Raw genomic sequence first — 20,892 nt, forward strand, 5'->3', positions numbered from 1 at the left:
AAGGATATTTGGCCGCGCAGCGAGACTTATTCACCGGACTTCTAGACTTTTATCAAATTCATAATTATACTAAATCTATATTCATACGGTGCATGTATCCACGTCAAGGGGTTGAACGAATGATGAAATCTAGCGCTTGGGAAAGCTTGATTTATGCGGAGTCAGAGCAGGAGCAGGCTGATTATCAGCAAATGGTGCACAACGGCGGATATTCCGCTTTTCATCAATTATTGGAGGGGATCAAGCACAAGCTGAAGTTTATGCAGGATGCGGAGATTGAGCAGGTTATAGGCTGGCTAAATAAAGGACAGCGATTATTTCCCGAGCCCGGCGTTTTCAGCCCATCCTGGCTTCACATCTGGGATGAGCTCAGACAGATCGTATCCATTAAATCCGATATTATGGCGACAATTCCGCTTGCCGAGCGAGCTGGTGAATGGCAAATACTGATTGATAATCCGCTTTCTGTTCAGGAAATTGTTTGCCATCCCGCCTTAAGCTTTGATGAGGCTGCCTATTTGTACAGCTATTTCCGATCCGGTCTAGAGAAAAATGAGTACATCCGTCTGCAAAAAGTTATTTCCCTGATCACCGATGTTGGGGATTGAAAGCGTTATCCAGAACATATTTTTGCTTAATCTGTTGATTCTTGGTGCGAACCGGCACTAAAATGTCGAAGCTCGTACTGTTTTATCGAGTTGTGCGCTTACCCGGGAAATAATCAATAATTGCGCAGAAATAACCCCCGATTTCCTGAAATGGAGTCGGGGGTTATGTGTATTTCATAGCTTAACCAAGCTCATGTTCAGCCTGCGATTTCTTCCAGGTCCAAGTCAAAGCCGCAGCTACGAATCCAAGAATTCCTGCAAAATAAAATCCACTATTCAGACCGCCAAATTCATTAAGCCATCCCGCCATAAAGGGCCCGGCAAACATGCCGGTTGCATAAACAGCTTGATAAAAGCCCATCGCTGTTGCACGCTTCTCCGGCTGGATATGCTGAATAACGAGCCCCAGCAATAAAGGAAAATGAAGACCCTGAAAAAAACCGTTAAATATTTGTGTAATGAGCAGCATGGAAAAATTGTTTACCAATGGCATCACTATAGTACATAAAGCACTGCATACAAATGCAACCGCTACTACTTGCCACGACCCAAATCTGGGTGCCAGTACTCTCCCCGACAGGAAGGAGGTCATCGCGTGAGGTATCATAAAGGCAAATACGAGCAAGGTTAAATCAAACTTATTGGCTCCAAGAGCAATGGCAAGCGATGGGGTAAAACCAAACATCGTAATAAATAGCACACTGTGCGCCAATATCGACAGCGTAGAAACCTTCAATAGAAGAGGCTCCTTCATCACCTGCAGCAGGCCGCTGAGACGAATCGGCTGCAGCGCAATACTTTGCTTCGGTTCACGAATACCCGCACTCACCAGCAAGCCTGCTATACCGATAAAGCTGCCTGCCCAGAAGGTGGAGCTCCATCCCCATTTCTCAACCAGATAACCGCTGATACTCATCCCCAGCAGCTGCCCGGCAGCTGTCAACAAGCTGATTAACCCCATAGCCCTCGTCATATGCTCTTGCCTGAAATAACTTGCATATAGTACAGTAAAAGCCGCCCAGGTGGAAGCGCCGATACCGGACATGATCCTTCCGGCAAGTGCCCAGCCCATATGCTCTCCCCAAGCAAAGCAAAGACAGCTTAGTGAAGTCGCCAACATCCCGAGCATCATAAACGGCTTTCGCGCCTTCAACCGGTCAGAGGCGATTCCGAGAGGCAGGCGCAGCACAATTTGCACAAGACCGTAGCTTCCCAATACCAATCCGGCGAAACTGTAAGACGCGCCCAGGTGTTCTAAATAAGGAGACAGAATTGGGACGTACGTGTACAGTGATGCCCAGAAGGATACCGTAACTATAATAAAAATAATATGCTGCGCCCTGGAGGGCGTCGTGCTGTTTAAGGTGCTCATGCTGGTTCTCCTAATAGCAATTACAAGCTCAATTCCAAAATTTCGTGAACTGCAGCCGCGTCCAGGGTTTTGAACGAACCTACCGAACCAAAACGAACAGTTTCCTTGGCCATCCGTTCAAGCTCATTTCCATTAATCTTCAAGTCGCCAAGAGTTGCAGGGGCACCAATTCTTGTGAAGTAATCGCGTGTTGCTTGAATACCTGCGAGTGCAATTTCCTCATCGGTCTTGCCTGCCGGATCAACCTGCCACACACGTACAGCAAATTGAACGAAACGATCAAGACGTGCGTTAAATACATATTTCATCCAGTTAGGGAATACGATTGACAAGCCCTCTGCATGCGCAATATCATAAATGGCACTAATTTCATGCTCGATCATGTGTGTGGACCAATCGTTTTGCATACCGACACTGATCATACCGCCGTTCAGTGCATAGGTTCCGCAGAGCATCAGGTTCGCACGTGCCTCATAGTTGTCAGGCTGTTTCAGTGCAATTTCCCCATTCTCGATAACGGTTTGCAGAACGGACTCACACAACCGCTCCTGAAGTGGCGTATTGGTTGTTGGTGAAAAATATTGCTCGAAGACATGAGACATCGTGTCGACAATCCCATTGACTGTTTGATTGGCAGGCACCGAATACGTCAAGGTCGGGTCCAGAATACTGAATTTCGGATAAGCATGAATACTTCCGAATGATTTTTTTAGATTTTCTTCCCAGTTGGTAATAACGGAATTACCGTTCATTTCCGAGCCTGTTGCTGAAAGAGTTAAAATGGTTCCGAGCGGCAAAGCTGATGTGATCTGTGCCTTGTGCATCAGAAAATCCCATACATCCCCCTCATATGGAACACCCACAGCAACCGCTTTGGCTGCATCAAGAACACTTCCGCCGCCTACGGCTAATATAAAGTCAAGTGTATGCTCGCGGCACAACTCAATGCCTTTGCGAACTGTTGATACACGAGGATTGGGCTCTACCCCGGATAGCTCATGCACGACGGCTCCGATTTGCTGCAGCTGCTGCTGTACCTGATCATATAACCCATTGGCTTTGATGCTGCCACCGCCATATACCAATAATACTCTTTTTCCATACTCAGCCATTTGCTCGCCTAGCTTGTCTACAGTACCGGCTCCAAATATAATTCGAGTTGGATTCTGAAATTGAAAGGAATTCATTAGTACGCCTCCGCTTCTATGTATGCATCCTGTGCATCCGTATATTCTTTGTTGGTTCCAAATCATTATATCCTTATGATGTTCATTTTAAAATAACTGACCGCAGCTTTATCAACTTACCTGAGGGTAACTATAGCAAAATCAAATTTATCTAATTGCATCCAAGAGAATCACCCAACACCTTACATCCCGCCGAATTGAAACCATAATGAATCCCAGATCGCTCTTACCTGGCTGCCCAACGGAGTCACAAACGCATTCCATAGCAAGACCAGTGTGAGTGTGATACATACATTTTCCACTAGAAAGCCACTGAACTTACCTGTGCTCATCATCGGAATCTTGAGCTTCCACTTGAATGGAGGAAGTGGCTGTATACCATGCTTCGTTAACATGTCGCAGAGCAAATGCAGTGTGTAAGAAACTACCCCGGCTATCCACAATGGAATATCCAACTGAACAGAGGCAGCATAGAGCAGACCGCCCCAAATTAAAATGCCATAAATGGAATGCGTCAAGCCGCGGTGCGGAAGCACAGAGCAAACCATAAGCAGCGCTCCGACAGCAGCCAGCCAAGGACCGCCATCAGCACCCAAATACAGCAGTAGACCACCAAGAGCAGCCATCAGCAATTGACGAAACAAGCGATGGTTGGCCAAACATATCGCGATTAACAATACGCCGATCCCATAGCTGTAAGGAAGAAAAAAGGATTGCAGGTAAGCATATAGGGTCCACCCTACCCCGATAGCTGCTAGCAGCCACTTCAATTTTAAGATCAGGGAATTGGGAACCGTCTTTTGCAATAATAGGCTGTTAGGCTCATCAATATCAGGAAGCAGTGAGCTGACCAATGCAATGGCAAAGCCCGGCAGTGTAACTCCCTGACCAATCAGCTGCATCAGGGACATAGTGACTCCTGTGCTTACAATTAGATGGGTTCGTCCCGTCATAACATTCGTACGCTTCCTTTCAATATCATGATGTGCGTAATGCATGTAGCTCTTGTTAGTATAACATGCTTCTCCCATTTAGGCGAACACATGTTCATATAACTCGAGCGATAATAGTTGAGCTAACAAATGAAAATGGTTGTTAATCATTCTCAGGCTGTTTTAAATTATTAGATTAGGTTTATATATTTCTTAGAAGAACATTACAATATAAAAGAGGAGCTAATCCTATGAAAACGTCATCTAAAGCAAACAGCAGCGAATTATTAGAGCAATTGGAAGCAGTCGATTTGGCCTTAGTCGACATGATTATATATTTGGACTCGCATCCCCAGGATGCAAATGCATTAACCCAGCATGATGAATTGTGTGAACAACGTAAAGAAATTCGCAACCAATTGGCTATTGCGAATGGTGCAGTTTATAAATATGAACCCCGCCTTAATGAGGTCTGGCCATGGGGCCAAGCACCTTGGACAAGGTAATGAACATCTAACCCCACAATGAATACCCTGAGCTTATTGGTTAAATTGCCATTGCTCAGGGTATTTATGCTGTTATACACCTGCAAGCTTCATCCCGATATATGATCGATTGGGAGGATTCCTTTTAAGAAAAAAGGCCCTTGAAGCAGATATCTGCAGCAAGAGCCAATGATTGAAGTTTTTTTATTGTTTAAAGGTAGCTATCAACCTTTTGGCAACTCCGGTTGGGGTTGTAATGTCCTCATAAATATGAAGAGTCAATGGATAATCGAGCTGCTCAGACTTGATATCGGTAAAGGTGATCGTCTGTGTTCCGTTGATCAATTTACCTGTACCCTGAAGCTGTTGAGTCGTACTGCCCAAAACTCGATCCCTGCCGTCCACAAGCTCGAATTCCATTTGAGCGAACGTATTATCAACAATAACCTCTGGAGCCTTTTGGATATCTAGACTTAACTTAAGCTTATACGTGTAAGCATTGGAGCTGAATACCGATGACAAGTTCCATTCTTCAATATTTACAGTATATGGGTAGAAGGAGAGCTTCTTGCTTACTGCAGTTGGATCATCCTCACCCGCTTGATTAACTGCCACCTTGTAATCGGCGATAGGCAGCTTCAATTTTAATGTATTAGTGCTGTCCAGAATACTCAGCTTAAAGGTTCCTTGTGCCGATGGCGGCAGCATGTACGAATAGCTGTAAACATAAGCTGAATCAGGAATTAGCTGCGTAAGAGATGTCGTTTGTCGTGTTCCTGGGAAAATAGTTCCCGAGCTATCAGTTAAAGTCGTATCAAACGTTGGCAATGCCAGCGTATCGTTACTCTTGTTCAAAAATTTAAATTTGGCTATAACCGTCTGATAACCATTATCCGCGTTGGTGTGTCCATTCAGTTCCACCATGGAAACTTCCAAATTATTATCAATGACATGGCTGCCTGTTGCGAAAGTGAATGGCTGCCCTAACTCATACTGCGGAATCGAGTTCAAATTAGCAGCGGCTGCAAGTCCTTCTTGCAGGCTCACGATTGCTATTGGCAATAAGCTTGTAATCGAAGAAGAGCTGTTCGATTGAGAAGCCGATGAGCTGGATGAATTGCTGGATGAATTATTAGATGAGGTACTGTTTGTTGTTGTGCTCGTTGCAGCCCCGGTAGAATTTGTTGTCGCGGCTCCAGTTGAACCTGATGTGCTCGTATTGTTTGTATTGGACGAAGTCGAGTTATTGGATGTGGAAGCAGACGTTCCTGAAGTTTTGCCAGTGTCGGATACCAGGAATTGAAGTTTGTCAGCTGCTATCCCTTCCGGCAGCACAACTGCGAACCGGTAAATCCCGGATTCTCCAGGTGCAATATAAGCCTCTGGCGAAACAACGGTCTCTGCACTTACCGATAACGCTGCCTCTCTGGAGATTAACGTCCCTAATAATGAAGGTGTTTGTAAAGTGCTCTTGCTATCGTTGTGAATAACAGCCGTAACTAATGCACCTTTTTTCGTAGAGATTAGCTGCTCTTCAGCTTTTTGCAGCTCCAAGGTAACACCTGTCCGACCTTGAATAAGGTATGGAGTGCGGTCACCCATTTTAACTAATTGAAATATGGAAGACAACGATAGCTTGCCAAATGATTTAATACCGGTATTATCAAGCGAAAGCTCTAATGACATATTATCAGTAACCGGTGCAGAATCCGTGGTCGCGGTTAACAATACATGCTTGGTTTGACCTGCATTAATTGAATTGCCTTCTATAGCATTCGATGTCAATACCATAATTCTGCCTTGACCATCACGAAGCAAATATTTTAATCCTGATGGCAGGGTAATCGTCTCCGAGCCTGTCGGAGTTACAGCTGCGTCTATTAGCACGGTCCATTTTCCATCCTGGGGAACGGTAATCGCCTTAGTCGTCATGATAGATACATAAGAGCTAGTAGTCAACGAGGTATCTACATCAGCCAGATTCAACAACAGCTGCTGAGTTTGCTCACCTAACGAATCTGCATTCGCTACTGAAAGTGAGCCTATATCCTGTGTACTGGAACCGCTGCGCTGAAATACAGTCACCTTTAAATCACTTGTTTGAAGCGCACCGGGAATCGTTGCAACATAATAGTAGCCTGCCACTGTGTGTGGTGAAACGAGGGCGTTAGCCGCTTGGCTCATTTGGGCATAGTAGCTTCCACCTGCGGTTGAGGTCACTTTAATTCCATATTGATTAAAATCAACCACACTATCGCCATCATTGTTAAGCTTCACATTGAATCGCATCATCTGTGAGTCAGCACCTTTGGAAATCGAGACCTCCTCAAGCGTAAAATAAACTGAATTGTTAATAAACACGCCTTCCTTACCCGCATAAGTAATCACAGTAGACCATGAGTAGAATATCAAGCAAAGTATCGATACAATAAGAACCGCTATGCGCCCCTTATGTAACAGCTTCCCATCAGGTAATTGAACAACCATGTAGTAATTCCTCCTTAGAGTTTGCGTAGCAAACTAACTTCGTAAGCATCATCTGAGTTTGCATAGCAAACTTTCTTCGTAAGTATCATCTGAGTTTGCACAGCAACACTTTCTTCTTTGAATAAATTAATCGGTACGTAAAGCGTCTATCGGCCGGAGCTTGGAAGCCTTGTTGGCAGGATACAAGCCAAAAACGACACCTACCAGAACCGAGAACAAAAATGCATACAAGCTGATATCAAAAGAAACAACCGTTAGCTGCTTAGGGTTAAAATATGGCCATATCTTAGCCAGAGTAACACCTAATGCCAGTCCGATTAATCCTCCCAAGCCGCTGATTACAACAGCTTCAAAAAGAAATTGCAGCAAAATGTTGCGTCGCTTGGCACCAATCGATTTACGGATACCTATTTCTCTCGTACGCTCACTCACCGTAACCAGCATAATGTTCATAATCCCTATACCCCCAACCAAGAGGGAAATACAAGCGACGCTGACCAGTTGGCTCGTTAACGTGTTCGAAGCCTCTGTACTTGCCGATAATAGCTGGTCTTGATTCGTAAAGCGAAAGCCGTTGGCATTTTTAAACTTATAGGTCAGGAATGAAGTCAAGGTTGCCTGTGCTTGGGTAATGTCATCCTTCGTAGTCGCTTCAACATATGTCGTCCTTATAGCGCCAAGATTCAGCTGGCGTTGCGCCGTGGTGAGCGGGACGATTGCAGAGGTGTCTGCAGAAGCACCGCCAATCGTGGAGCCCTTCGCATTCAGCACACCTACGACTGTAAATTGAAAGCCGTTGATATTAATCTGTTTATCCAACGGATCGACATTTCCAAACAGCTCCTTGGCCACTGTAGTGCCAAGAACAGCTACATTCGTTCGCAGATCCAGATCCGATTCCGTGATAAATCGTCCTTCTTTAAGCGAAGCCTTCAAAATGGTCATGTACCTTTCATTGGACCCCATGACCGTGTAAGAGTCTTGTGTTGTGTTGTATTTGATGTTGATGCTGGAAGTAACGGTTGGCGCCATAGCGCTGATCTCCGGAAACTGTTCAAAGGTCATGATTTCCTGATAATCCAGCTGTGTGGCACGGCCCGTATTCAATAAATTTACGACCAGCAGGTTCGTACCCATATTTTCGTACTGCTTGGCAATCTGAGCAGATGTTCCTTGCCCGATCGCTACGAGTGTCACCACAGAGCTGACACCTATAATAACACCCAGCATCGTAAGCAATGTTCGCATCCAGCTGGCACTCACGGTTTTGAGCGCCATCCGCAGCAATTCCGTCATTCTCATAGTGTTGCCTCCAGCGCCTTTACTTGTCGCAACTCAGGCTCGTTCTCCATATCACTGACAATTAATCCATCTCTTATCGTGACAATCCGCTTCGCATTTTCGGCAATATGCAGATCATGGGTAATCAACACGATCGTGTTACCCATTTCATTTAATTGAAGCATTAGTTCAAGTACCTCTTGCCCGGTCTTGGAATCCAGAGCTCCGGTCGGCTCATCCGCCAGCAGCAAGGAAGGACCAATGGCCAAGGCACGGGCAACGGCTACCCGCTGCTGCTGCCCACCGGATAATTCGCTTGGACGGTGATGAGAACGCTGTGCCATACCAAGTAATTCCAGTGTTTGCATCCCTTTTTCTCTACGTTCTTTTTTGGGAATCCCGGCATAAATCATTGGCAGCTCCACATTTTCAATAGCTGTCAGCCGCGGCAGCAGGTTAAATTGCTGAAAGATAAAACCGATTTTACGGTTCCGTAAGCCTGCCAATTCATCGTCCTTCATCTTTTCAGTGGCAATTCCATCGAGATTGTACGATCCGGAGGTAGGCACATCCAGTAAGCCAATCATATTCATTAATGTCGATTTACCAGATCCGCTGGGACCAACAATTGCCACAAATTCACCAATACCGACGGAAAGTGAAATATCCTTTAAGATGTGAAGCTCTTCAATTCCACGAAAATAAGTTTTCCTAATTTGCGTCAGTTCGATCATTTTCATTGGTTATCACCGTCCCTTCGAACATTAATCATCGGCCGCCTCCGCCAGCTGGGAATCCTCCGCCTCCCCCTGGGAAACCACCACCAGCACCGCCGCCGGTAGCTCCTCCGGTGTTTCCATTTCGTCCACCCTGCTGGAATTGATTCCTCATAGCGTCGATTTCATTTTGGGAAAGCTTGCGCTGCGTACCCGATGCCTGATTGACAAGCACATCGCCAGCAGCCAAACCATCCGTAATTTCAATAAGCGTGGAGCTGTTTGCGCCTATTTTAACCTCATGCTCGGCCTCAATCGTTCCATCTGCCTTTTTCAACGAAACTGTCTTTTTGCCGTTGCGTGTTTTCACGTTCTCTACAGGTACAACAAGCACATCTTTCTTGTCTTCTACGAGAATATCAGCCGTCGCGGTCATCGTGTACTTAAGCTCTGATACATTGGTCAACGTCACAACAGCAGTGTAAAAGGTTACACCGTTCGTAACTGTCCCTACGGTAGATACCTGGGTAACTTCCCCATTAAAAACTTTGCCGGGAATGGCATCCACCTTAACCTCAGCTTTCTGGCCTACCTTGATTTTGGGAAGATCCAGCTCATCGACCTTGACGGGGAGCTGCAGTGTATTCAGATTGGCTACTGCACCCAACTGTACATTGCTGGCTATAGTCGTTCCAACTGGGTAGGATGCCAGCACATTTTTCTTTTGATCAACAAAATCAGTTGAGAATACGCCGTCAAAAGGCGCGTAAACCTTCAGCTTTTCCAGTTGGTCCTCCAAATCCTTAATGCTTTTCAATGATTGGGTAATTTGATTCTGTTTATTGGTAATATCCTTCTGCAGGGTATCACTCACAATCGTACTAATTAGATCTCCTTTATTAACCATTTGGTTTTCTTTGATTGCCATTTGATCGATATTACCCGAAACGCCGGCCATCACGTTCACTGAGGTTTTATATTGCAGCGCCGCCTGCACTTTGGATTCCAGCTTCAAGCCGTCGACCGTAATGTCACCTTTAACATTTTGTCCGGCATCCATAGTCCCATCGTTGTCCACACGAATGTTCACATCAACCAGATGATTTCCTTTGGCATCCGACTTAACGGATTGGGATACGGACGTTACAACGCCTGACTTGGTCAGCATATAACCATCTATCGTTAACTGGATCAAATCACCCGTTTTGATTTGCGCAGCTTCCTCCTGAAGAAAAGGGAGAGCCGCTGTTAACGTATCAATGCTTGCAATCGTAGCAATCTTCGTCGTTTTGGAGACACCGGCTCCCTCGCTGGCCGTTGTGGCCAAAATTAATTTGCCGCTTGCGGGTGCATAGGTTTTTAATGCTCCTGCCTGTGTCTGTAAATCTTGCATATCCGACTCATATCCGCTTAATGTAAGTTTTGCTGAATCCAGCTTTTCATCCAGACTTGAATCCGACACCTCCAGAAGCAAATCGCCTTTTTTCACGGTTTGATTTCTGGTCAGATTGAGGGTTTTGATCATACCTTCCTTGGGAGGGACAATCGTCTGCTGCTCCTGAGGCTCCAGCTGTGCCGTACCGGAAATCGCTGTTCGTACATTTCCTTTTTTCACTGTGTAGGTTGTTTGCTGCACAGCTACCTGCTTCGTTCCGAGCAGCGTATCCTTTTTCAAATAGGCGTATGTACCGCCACCGCATACCAATATTGCCGCCAATGTGATAATAATCACTTTTTTCTTGTTCATGAAGCTGCCTCCCTAACTGCTAATGATAATAATCAACATTCATTTCATTCCATTTGGAACCAATTGAAGCTTTATCTCCATAATAATGAAGCTTGTTATGCTCATCGATCGATAGTACTTCACAATAGGCGGCGTGCTGAGCTATTAGTGACAATCCTTTTTCCGAACCAAGCTTCGCTATAGCCTGTGCCCAGATTCCACATTCCACCGGGTCCATACCCGCAACCGTACACTGATTCCAGAAATTGGATTCGGTATCCTGCGTTGTACAGGTAGCAATAGCTCCTTCGGAAAGGGTAGCTGTTGCAAGCAGTCCCGTTGTTTGTCCGGGTTTCTTAATCCCAATGACCCAGGGATCAAAGCTGTCAACGGGTCGACCCCATACCTTGTACGATTCCCCGACACGAAGCAGTCCCTGCTTGAGCTTCATCCGGTGCTGAAACATATCAGCCAATCGTAATAAGATCCAGTTCTGAACAATACTTTGCAGTTCCAGAGTCGAGTCTTCGGGAAGGCGTACTGATTTGGTGTCCGAATCGAGCGAAAGATGCAAATCTGAATCCAAGGATGAGCTCACCAGCGGATTGTACGTATTATGGGTCGCCTTCCGATACGTTTCAGTGAGAGCCAAAATCTCCATCATCTGATCTGAAACCTTGCAGCGTTCCCCTGACAGCGTATTTAAATGGTTTAATTCACTTTGAGGATAGTTTCGGCAAAATCGCAATTCAGTGTCTCTGAACCATTCCACCGCCAGCCTTTCTATAACAGCGATTTCCTGAGATTCAGCCCAAATCATAATATCCACATTCGTATTCAAAGCTTGAAAATGAAAACGATGAAACATTTCGGAAAAGTGATTTGATGTGTTGGCTATCATGAACCTCCCCCTCTTCCCTGCCTTGCTGATAGGTTCATTATGAAGGTCATACCTGAAATGAACTTGATGATTGACTGAAAGATTGCTGAAGAGATTTAGGCTATTAACTAATCAAGCATTCAGCAAACATTCAGCTAACGTTCAGAAAACACCAATAACCCGACCAAATGTGGTCGGGGCAGTCTGTACTTTTCATTAAAAAACGGATATCAATCAAACCACTTGCCGGCTATTTGGATGATACATTAGAGGTACCTTCCTCCACTTATGGTTTGATAATTTTTTCCACTTCTTTCACTTTACTCTTCTTAAAGCCTAGTAACCTGAGTGCCACCTGAATGATACCTTAAAAATTGCTGAAGAACACATTTTCAACGTATTTTCAGTTATCTTTCAGTGGCATTTCAGTTCAGAAACAGATACTATTACCATAACACTTGCTTGAGGGGGATTAAAGAATGCAACCACTTAAAGGTATTAAAATATTGCTTGTCGATGATGAGCCAAATATTCTGCAATTTCTGGAATTAGGGTTACAAAATGAAGGCTTTGAAGTAAGGTGCGCCCAAGATGGGATCGCGGCCATTAATATAATTAAACAGTTTCAACCACACGTTGCCATACTTGATGTCATGATGCCGGGAATGGACGGCTTTGAAGTGTGCCGGATGCTCAAAAAGACCGAGAATGTGGCCGTGATTATGCTGACCGCCAAAGATGAGGTCGACGATCGTGTCAAGGGTCTAACGCTTGGGGCTGACGATTATATGGTCAAGCCCTTCAGCTTCGATGAGCTGTTAGCCCGCATTCACGCAAGAATTCGCAATCAATTTCCCAACTTATTTGGTGAGGTGGTTATCGGCCCTTTCCGAATTGATGATCGCCGCAAAGAAATTAGTTTGGAGAACCGGGTATTGGAGCTGTCCCCGACAGAATACGAGCTGTTAAAATTTCTAGTATTGAATCATGGTCTTGTACTTAGTAAATCAATGATTTTGGAAAAGGTATGGAGTTACGATTTCGGTGGCGAGGAAAACATTGTTGAGGTGTATATTCGTTCCTTGAGGGATAAGCTTAACGACAAGGATCGCCAATTGATTCGGACTTTACGGGGATCGGGGTATCGGGTGGATCTTTCATGATTGACAAAACCGGATTTAAATGGAAACAATTTTTTGCCCCAAACTCGTTAAAAATCCAGCTATTGTCCCGCTCATTGATTATACTGGCCGCTCTGCTTGTGCTGATCGGGGTGCTGCAATATGTATTTATGAAAGACATTATATACAGAAATAAAGCGACCAGTGTCCAAAGTCAGATTCTATCGCTGCCTCGCGACGCCTGGCAGCAAACCGGCAGGACGAACGAGGGTGGCAATGCGCGAGCACCTTTTTTCTTTATGCCGGAAACGTCTATCGCCTATATTGATGCTGCTGGTAATTACACAGCAATGGCTAGCCGTTCAGGAATAGAAAATGGCCCCCGACTGGATACTCAGGAATATCTCGATGCATTAAAATTCAGGAAAAAGCCTGAGCTGAACTATCGGGTAATGTTGGATGAGAACGGAGTCGAGTACCTCGTTGTGCTGCAGCCCGTGTTCACCGGTCCGGGTCAAATGAATGGATTAGTTCAGGTAAGTACGATGACAGGCCCACTCAAGGAATTGCTCATTCGCCAGATGCTTACCTTCTTGCTGCTATCTGCTGCGGCCATGGTGTTTGGTTTGCTCGGATATTTGCCCTTACTTCGCAAGACGCTGGTGCCGCTGTCCAATATGGGCAACACTGTAGAGCAAATCAATGCAGGAAATTTGGATCATCGCTTTCCGATTCATCAAGGACAGCTTGAGGTCGATCAGCTGGCCGAATCGTTCAACGGGATGCTGGAGCGATTGGAGGCTTCCTTTCAGGCAGAAAAAGAAACCCAGGAGCAAATGCATCGTTTTATCGCAGATGCTTCTCATGAGCTTCGTACACCACTGACTTCTATTCATGGTTTTCTGGAGGTGCTGATGCGCGGCGCAGCCAACAATCCCGAACAGCTGCACAAAGCTCTCAAAAGCATGCACAGCGAGTCCGCGCGGCTGAATAAATTAGTGAATGATCTGCTGCTCTTGGCTAAGCTCGATCGGACTCCGCAAATTTTGCTAAAAGAAGGCTCGTTGGATTTGGTTATTCGGGAAATGGAGCCACAGCTTCATATATTGGCGGGAACGCGCAAGCTTAGCTTGCGGATTGAGCCTCAGATGATCTGCAAATTCGTGACAGACAATATGAAGCAGGTCATTCTGAATTTATTTCAAAACGCCGTCCAGCACACCGATTCTGAAACCGGTCATATCGAGATTTCCTTAACCCGCAAAGATAAGGGCGTACTGCTGTCAGTTAACGACAATGGCCCCGGAATTAGCGAAGCTCATCTGCCCTATGTATTTGATCGATTTTATCGCAGCGATTCCTCACGGGCACGCCAATATGGAGGTGCGGGGCTCGGTTTATCGATTACTCAATCGATTGTCGAATCCCATCATGGCACGATCCATGTCACCTCCAAGTTTGGCCAGGGCTGTTCGTTCCAGGTATGGATTCCTGCATAATTATTGCTTTTTGCTTCAACATCCATTCTATGGTTTCGTGAATAGCATGCTCAAGCTTAAATTGTGGAATATAACCGGTCTTTCTTTGCAAATGGCTCATATCGTACTGACGGTGACGAGCATGATGCCTGGAGTCCGGTTTTTCTTTTAATAACCAGAGCCTTTTTCGTCATGGAGCTGCCTCCTTAGTTTTTGTTTGCCAATTTGCATCTATACCTTTCTAAGCACTAATGACGAAGCGAGAGCCACCAAGCTGGCTATAAAACCATACATGAATAAGGCATGAAACCCGCTGTATACATCCAAGCCCTTTGTCAAAAAGGCACCCATTACCGTCACGCCCACAGCCGTTCCGATATTACGCGAAAACAACTGCATGGAAGTCGAAACTCCTTTTTGATTGGCATCCACCAGCTGCTGGGACCCAATCGTAGCCACCGTGAAGATTAATCCAAAGGCAAGTCCCTGGACAACCATCGCCGAAAATACGTACCAGAATCCTGTCCCCTGCTTCAATAAAAGCAGCATTATTCCTGAACAGATCAGCAGGACGTTGCCGATAATAATGAGCTTCCCATAGCCCCATTTTACTGTCCATTTGCCGCTCGGAACCGCGACGACCATCCATCCAAACGATACCCCAAGCAGGGCCAAGCCGCTGACAAATAAGCTGTGACCTTCCTCCTGAAGAAATAGCGGCACATAGCTCGAAACGCCAAATAATGCGGCACATGCAAGAAATGAATTCATATTCATTCCCGAAATCGGGCGATTTGCAAGCAAGCTTAAGGGAACAATCGGTGAAGGATGCTGCCGTTCATACAAATAAAATCCAAAAAGGATAATGACTCCAGCAGCAGCATAAGCCCATATGTAGTTTTCAACAACGGTTGTGAGCAGAAGCATACTGACTCCGGCAGCAAACAGGACTGCACCCAAGCTATCCACCTTGGATTTCTTCGGGATGTACACTTCCTTATAAGCTCTGAGCAATATCAATGAAATCAGACATAAGGGAATATTAATATAAAAAATCCAGCGCCAGGTCGTATACTGTACGAATAATGCCCCAAGCATAGGCGCCAAAATAGCAGATAACGCCCACATGGCCGTGAAAAATGCTTGTATTTTGCCTCTTTTTTCAGGTGGATACAAGTCTCCCGAAATTATCGAAGGAAACGGCATCATCACACCCGCGCCGATCCCTTGTACCGCACGATACAGTATTAACTGTAACATCGTATTAGCGAATCCACACAATAAAGAACCTAACAAGAAAATGATTATTCCTACTGCAAATATCGTTTTGCGTCCGTACAGATCGGATATGCGTCCTGCTACGGGGGCGACAACTGTTGATACGACCATATACGAGGCAAAGCTCCATGCATACAGCTCAAACCCGCCAAGCTCCTTGGCAATAATTGGCATTGTCGTGTTAATAATGGTCGTATCCATAGAAGCGACCAGCATAGCGATAACTACGCTGGCCATAACTGGCAGCTTGCTTTGGGTAGTGACACTTGCGGTTGATGCGTGTGCAGTCAATAGTTAATCCTCCCTGTATTTCCTCTTCCACGTTCATCGTATTCAGATTTTAAATTTCAATTCCATTTAAACCCGCATATTTGGTAATCGCTTTAAGCAGATCGTTCACAATAGGCAATATAAATTGAGCATTTCCCAATTGAAATATACCGCTGCGATTATGCACATAAGCCTGACTCACATGAAACCGATAATGCGGTATGCCATTAGACATCGTGATGATCTCATTACCCGAGGAACGCCGATTATGAAAAGTGATCTTCTTGCTCTCGAAAGTATCAAACGGAACAATACTTGTAATGTGCGCAAGCTTGAAATAATAGTTAACATGAGGCTTTTGGTATACCAGCTCCTCGGTGGACACGGTAATACCAAAATCTCTTTTTTTGTGCGAAATTTTCAAATCACCCTGCAAGGACTTGATCTGGATAAAATCGTTATTCATGATAAGTACCTCCTCAATGCCCAAAACCGTATGATGGGATAATTGGTTATGACAAGTATAAAATGCGTTTGCCAAAGAGCATACCACAATCCTTGCTTGTACGCTATAGAACTGAGCTAACCTTCCTTTAGCTCTCGTCTTCATTATCTGTTTATGATAGAATAACGGGATTAACTCTTAAACCAAGCGTCCACGCAGGAGGATTACTTATTTATGCTTATCATCGGAATTGCAGGCGGTACCGGATCGGGCAAAACGACCGTAGCCCGCTCCGTCATCGACAAGCTCGGCAGTGAACAAATTACTTTCATTTCCCAGGACAATTATTATTGCGACCATAGCGAATTACCATTGGCTGAACGCGAATTGATCAACTATGATCATCCTTTTGCTTTTGATAACGAGCTGCTGCTCCAGCAAATAAAGTTGCTAAAGCTTAACCAAATTGTGCATTCCCCCACCTATGATTTTGCCCATCATGCACGCTCTGAGCAAACGATTGAGCTGCTTCCGAATCCAATCGTTATTATAGAAGGACTGCATGTCTTATCGGACGAGCTGTTACGTGGTATTCTCGATATCAAGGTGTTTGTGGATACAGATCCGGACGTACGTATTCTCCGTCGCGTCCTGCGGGATATTCAAGAACGCGGCCGCAGCATTCAATCCGTTTATAATCAATATTTGTCCACCGTAAAACCGATGCATGAAGCATTTATCGAACCCTCCAAAAAATATGCCGACATCATCATACCCGAGGGTGGGCACAACGAAGTCGGCATCAGCCTGCTTACGGTTCTGACGGAGAAATACTTGCAGCCGCCGCTTGCTTCACTTCATCCCAATGAAGGATAAAACGCGAATCATTTTTGAGCTTCACATTGCACAGCTTCAACTGATTTTCGGTTAGCTCCAGCAGTTCCCATGAAGCAGGCTCAGCGACACCCTGCAGGTTCAAAAAATCATGGTAGCCCAACTGGGCAGCTTCTTCATCATCCCAATACTTGGTTCCATAATAAGGCAGCCTATAGCCGTTAACCAGCATACAGGTATACAGCTTTGATGTAATTGCATGCTTCATCACATAAGGCAACCTGATCTCCTCCATTTTCCACAAACAAAAGGCATTTTTCTCTTTCGGAGAGAATGCCTTTTGCCTCTACGAGGTTACAGATACGGGCTTTCATGCTTAGCCTTCAGCATACTCCAGCGCCGCTCCACTTCCCTCTCGAATTCTTTATAGGAATCCTCGTACTCGGGTTTAGTCATATGCTTCGTTTTACCCATGGTAGTGAGCCACTCTGACAAAGGAATCTTTTTGCTCTTATCCTCCGGATTGTATGTTATCGTTGTGACCCCATGCTCCACCTCATACAGCGGGAAGAAACAAGAATCTACTGCCGCGCCAACAATATTGGATCCATTCTCGTCTTCAGACAACCAATTTAATGGACAAGCGATCAAAATCTTGCCGTACACCAATCCTTCATTTTGGGCATACCACTGGGCCTTGGCGCCTTTACGAACCAAATCCTGTGAAAATGCCTCCGAGCCTGTAAATACATAAGGAATGTGGGTTGCTGCCATAATTTGTGCAGTATCCTTGTGATGGAATACCTTACCACCCTGCTTGGAGCCTACATTGGAGGTCGATGTACGATGGCCCATGGGTGTGGAATAGGACAGCTGGGCACCTGTATTCATGTACCCTTCATTATCGTACTCCAGAATGATCATTTTATGATTTCGCAGCGCCGCACCAATGGCTGGCCCCATCCCGATATCCATACCACCGTCTCCAGTGATCATCACGAACGTGAAATCGGCAGGCAGATTGTATGCATCCAGCTCACCGCGGCGTTTGCGCTCCCAGAACATTTCAACGACACCGGACATGGTAGCTGCACCATTTTGGAACAGATTGTGAATATAGGTCGCTTTATGTGACGAATACGGATACCCTGTTGTCACTACCATCGCACAGCCTGTGTGGAACAACGCTACGATATCGCCTTCGATCCCCTTGAAGAACAATTCAAGACCTGAGAAAATACCGCAGCCCGGACAAGCGCCATGCCCCGGAGCAATTCGTTTTGGCTTCTTCGTTAGAGCACGCAAAGGCGGAATGCGAACATTCAGCTTCTTCGTCTCTTCATCCTGCTTGACCGTGATCAGCCCTGTATTTAAATCTTCGTATTTCATCGGGTTTAGAACACGTTTCATAGTCCGATTCGGATCCCCTACCGAATGACCGTAATAATCGAACGGTACTTCTACTTTGCCTTTTTCCACCGCGTCTATAGCGAACTGGAATAAGGCATGACCGTCCTCATTATAAAAATCCTTGCCACCCAGACCATAAATACGGCTAATAACCATCGTATCATGATTGCCGAGCGTGAACAGCGCAGCCTTGATTTCATTGACCATATTGCCGCCATGACCACCATAAGAATCAGCACGGTCGCCTACGGTGACTGCCTTCACATTTTTCAAGGCTTCCGCGATCGCCTTTTGCGGGAATGGACGAATCAAATTGGGAGCAATGGAACCCGCTTTAATGCCCTGAGCACGGAGCTGATCCACTACGTCCTTAATAATTTCCGATGCTGAATTCATCAGGAACACAGCAACCTCCGCATCCTCCATACAATACAAGTCAAGAACCGGATAATCGCGTCCTGTCAGCTCCGCATATTCAGTACGAATTCGGTCAAAGACTTGCTCCGCCCTGTACATCGCCATGGACTGCTGGTAGCAGTTATTGATATAGTCGGGTTCATTCATGTAAGGCCCGACAGTAATCGGGTTGTTGCGGTCTAACGTATCGGCAAAGCCCACTGGCGGCTGTTCTCCAATAAAAGCCTGTACATCCTCGCGTTTGGCAAACGTTTGTACCCGACGTTTTTGATGCGAGGTGAAGTACCCATCGGACGCAACAATGACAGGCAAGCGGACTTCAGCATCCTCAGCCAGCTTGAGTGCCATAATATTCATATCATACACAGCCTGTGGATCACGGCACATCACAATAGGCCAGCCGGTATTCAAAGCATAATATAAATCGGAGTGGTCTCCGTGAATATTCAAAGGTCCGGATACGGAGCGGCAGACTAGGTTCATGACCATCGGAAAACGGGTTCCCGATTGCACCGGCATTTGCTCCAGCATGTACAAGTACCCATTCGCACTTGTCGCATTAAATACACGACCGCCGGCTGTGGACGCTCCATAGCAAATTCCTGCTGAACCGTGCTCGCCATCTGCCGGGATCAGCTTGATATCGTGCTGTCCATTTGCCTTCATCATATCAAGAAATTGAGCAACCTCTGTGGAAGGCGAGATCGGAAAATATCCCATAATGTGATAATTGATTTGGTGCGCGGCGTATGCCGCCATTTCATTACCGGATTCATATACGATCCGCTGCTCCACCGTACCCTGAGGAATCTCTTTATTAATCTCAATTGCCACTTGGTTCTCCACCCTTCAATTTACATGTAATGGATTATGATATGCGATTTACACGAATCAGGTTGCAGCCAAATCGAACCGATGAGGAACGCGATGCTCATCTGCATAGCCATCAGCTTCCCTGGCACTGGAAAGTGCCTCCGTTGGACAGGCCTGTACACATTTCAAGCAGCCCTTGCAGTATTGGTAATCAATTCCCTGGAGGAACATTTGCGGCCTGCCCTTTTTATCTGCTTGCTCATCCCACACAAAGCAAAAATCAGGACAGACCGTGTCACAGGCTGCACAGTGAATACATTTATCATCCTCAAAATGCGGCATCATGCCTGCCCGCGATATACTCAGATCCTTTAATATACTATTACCGGGATTCGTAATGACACCACCCATAGCCTGTGTCCCGTATCCAAGAACAGGGGTATCCTGCCTAATATATGAAGGCATCTGATCCCCATCAGCCAGCTCAAAGGTTTGAAATACGACTTCGTTGTAACCCCTTTCAAATGTGTTTAATGCCGGCTGTACAGCTAACGGGTATTTCTTCTCCAACGATTTGCGAATAACATTTTTCATCGTATCGGGATTGAGAAACGGACACAACCGGAATAACGCACCCAGCATCGCCATATTAACCCGATTTTTCTCCTCTAGAGAAATGCCAATCGCATCAATAACAGCGATCGTTCCGCCCTTCATATTCATCTTGGCCTTCAGCTCTTCCGGAGTTTTCGTCGAATTAACCAGCACCAGTGTATCTTCATAGATGCCACTAATTACATTGATCGTTTTCGACAAAGATTCATGAAATACGCCGACAACATGCGGCCGCTCCACGGGCGAGGTATCCCGAATATTCGTGTTGATATCGCAAAACCGGATATGCGCCTTGACCGCAGAGCCCTTCTTCTCCGAACCATAAGAGGAAAAGCTGACACCGTTCAAGCCGGCACCCACCACACCAGCCTCTGCCAGCATTTTGCCAGCCAGATTAGCTCCGAGTCCTCCAATTGATTCCAATCTGATTTCAAAAAAACCCAGTTCATTTGTTCTTGGTAGCGTAACCATTGCAAGACCCCTTTCGAGAATAAACTGAAAAATAGATTAGTTTTCTAAATACTATTTATATTCTGA

General features: G+C 45.6%; 18 protein-coding genes. 5 read left to right on the plus strand and 13 right to left on the minus strand.

The window, feature by feature from the left end; all coding sequences use genetic code 11:
• Positions 1-119 precede the first annotated feature (119 nt).
• Positions 120-608 (plus strand): hypothetical protein, encoded by a 489-nt coding sequence (locus LRL21_RS25465; protein ID WP_240418590.1) that lies wholly within the window; start codon positions 120-122, stop codon positions 606-608.
• 181 nt (positions 609-789) lie between these two features.
• On the opposite strand, the gene LRL21_RS25470 is transcribed toward LRL21_RS25465, so the two are convergent.
• The 3 genes from LRL21_RS25470 to LRL21_RS25480 all read right to left on the minus strand — a co-directional run bounded on the left by LRL21_RS25470 (position 790) and on the right by LRL21_RS25480 (position 4,165).
• Complete coding sequence (locus LRL21_RS25470) at positions 790-1,980, minus strand: MFS transporter (protein ID WP_240418591.1); 1,191 nt, start codon at positions 1,978-1,980, stop codon at positions 790-792.
• 20 nt (positions 1,981-2,000) lie between these two features.
• Positions 2,001-3,167 (minus strand): iron-containing alcohol dehydrogenase, encoded by a 1,167-nt coding sequence (locus LRL21_RS25475; protein WP_240418592.1) that lies wholly within the window; start codon positions 3,165-3,167, stop codon positions 2,001-2,003.
• A gap of 182 nt (positions 3,168-3,349) precedes the next feature.
• Entirely contained in the window at positions 3,350-4,165 is an 816-nt protein-coding gene (locus LRL21_RS25480; protein ID WP_240418593.1) for a metal-dependent hydrolase, read from the minus strand.
• A gap of 185 nt (positions 4,166-4,350) precedes the next feature.
• Here LRL21_RS25480 and LRL21_RS25485 point away from each other — a divergent pair, with 185 nt between their 5' ends.
• Entirely contained in the window at positions 4,351-4,605 is a 255-nt protein-coding gene (locus LRL21_RS25485) for a spore coat protein CotJB (RefSeq protein WP_240418594.1), read from the plus strand.
• Between the two features lie 183 nt (positions 4,606-4,788).
• On the opposite strand, the gene LRL21_RS25490 is transcribed toward LRL21_RS25485, so the two are convergent.
• The 5 genes from LRL21_RS25490 to LRL21_RS25510 form a co-directional block, all read right to left on the minus strand.
• A complete protein-coding gene (locus LRL21_RS25490; RefSeq protein WP_240418595.1) occupies positions 4,789-7,071 on the minus strand; it encodes a hypothetical protein in 2,283 nt (760 codons plus the stop codon).
• A 126-nt stretch (positions 7,072-7,197) separates the two neighbouring features.
• Complete coding sequence (locus LRL21_RS25495; protein ID WP_240418596.1) at positions 7,198-8,373, minus strand: ABC transporter permease; 1,176 nt, start codon at positions 8,371-8,373, stop codon at positions 7,198-7,200.
• Positions 8,370-9,092, minus strand: a complete 723-nt coding sequence (locus tag LRL21_RS25500) for an ABC transporter ATP-binding protein (RefSeq protein WP_275900901.1) — start codon at positions 9,090-9,092, stop codon at positions 8,370-8,372. Before LRL21_RS25500 ends, LRL21_RS25495 begins: the two co-directional genes overlap by 4 nt.
• A gap of 28 nt (positions 9,093-9,120) precedes the next feature.
• Positions 9,121-10,815, minus strand: coding sequence for a permuted SH3 domain-containing protein (locus LRL21_RS25505; RefSeq protein ID WP_240418597.1), 1,695 nt, complete (start codon positions 10,813-10,815; stop codon positions 9,121-9,123).
• 19 nt (positions 10,816-10,834) lie between these two features.
• A complete protein-coding gene (locus LRL21_RS25510; protein WP_240418598.1) occupies positions 10,835-11,695 on the minus strand; it encodes an FAD:protein FMN transferase in 861 nt (286 codons plus the stop codon).
• A 458-nt stretch (positions 11,696-12,153) separates the two neighbouring features.
• On the opposite strand from LRL21_RS25510, the gene LRL21_RS25515 reads away from it, so the two are divergent.
• On the plus strand, positions 12,154-12,837 hold the full coding sequence (locus tag LRL21_RS25515; RefSeq protein WP_076228654.1) for a response regulator transcription factor: 684 nt from the start codon (positions 12,154-12,156) through the stop codon (positions 12,835-12,837).
• Complete coding sequence (locus LRL21_RS25520; RefSeq protein ID WP_240418599.1) at positions 12,834-14,294, plus strand: sensor histidine kinase; 1,461 nt, start codon at positions 12,834-12,836, stop codon at positions 14,292-14,294. Before LRL21_RS25515 ends, LRL21_RS25520 begins: the two co-directional genes overlap by 4 nt.
• Before the next feature lie 210 nt (positions 14,295-14,504).
• On the opposite strand, the gene LRL21_RS25525 is transcribed toward LRL21_RS25520, so the two are convergent.
• The gene (locus tag LRL21_RS25525) at positions 14,505-15,788 is read right to left on the minus strand and encodes an MFS transporter (protein WP_240418760.1); all 1,284 of its coding nucleotides are present in this window, start codon (positions 15,786-15,788) and stop codon (positions 14,505-14,507) included.
• Between the two features lie 103 nt (positions 15,789-15,891).
• Positions 15,892-16,287: a hypothetical protein gene (locus LRL21_RS25530; protein WP_240418600.1), complete on the minus strand. Its 396-nt coding sequence runs from the start codon at positions 16,285-16,287 to the stop codon at positions 15,892-15,894.
• 213 nt (positions 16,288-16,500) lie between these two features.
• Here LRL21_RS25530 and udk point away from each other — a divergent pair, with 213 nt between their 5' ends.
• Entirely contained in the window at positions 16,501-17,142 is a 642-nt protein-coding gene (udk, locus tag LRL21_RS25535) for a uridine kinase (RefSeq protein WP_240418601.1), read from the plus strand.
• Here the strand turns inward: udk and LRL21_RS25540 are convergent.
• The 3 genes from LRL21_RS25540 to LRL21_RS25550 are packed head-to-tail and all read right to left on the minus strand — an operon-like array spanning position 17,078 to position 20,826.
• Positions 17,078-17,395, minus strand: a complete 318-nt coding sequence (locus LRL21_RS25540; protein ID WP_240418602.1) for a hypothetical protein — start codon at positions 17,393-17,395, stop codon at positions 17,078-17,080. The genes udk and LRL21_RS25540 overlap by 65 nt on opposite strands.
• Positions 17,396-17,454: 59 nt before the next feature.
• On the minus strand, positions 17,455-19,761 hold the full coding sequence (locus tag LRL21_RS25545) for a thiamine pyrophosphate-dependent enzyme (RefSeq protein WP_240418603.1): 2,307 nt from the start codon (positions 19,759-19,761) through the stop codon (positions 17,455-17,457).
• Positions 19,762-19,818: 57 nt separating this feature from the next.
• Positions 19,819-20,826, minus strand: coding sequence for a 2-oxoacid:acceptor oxidoreductase family protein (locus LRL21_RS25550; RefSeq protein ID WP_240418604.1), 1,008 nt, complete (start codon positions 20,824-20,826; stop codon positions 19,819-19,821).
• Positions 20,827-20,892 lie beyond the last annotated feature (66 nt).

This window comes from Paenibacillus periandrae, from assembly GCF_022458865.1.
GTDB classification, from domain to species: Bacteria; Bacillota; Bacilli; order Paenibacillales; family NBRC-103111; genus Paenibacillus_S; species Paenibacillus_S periandrae.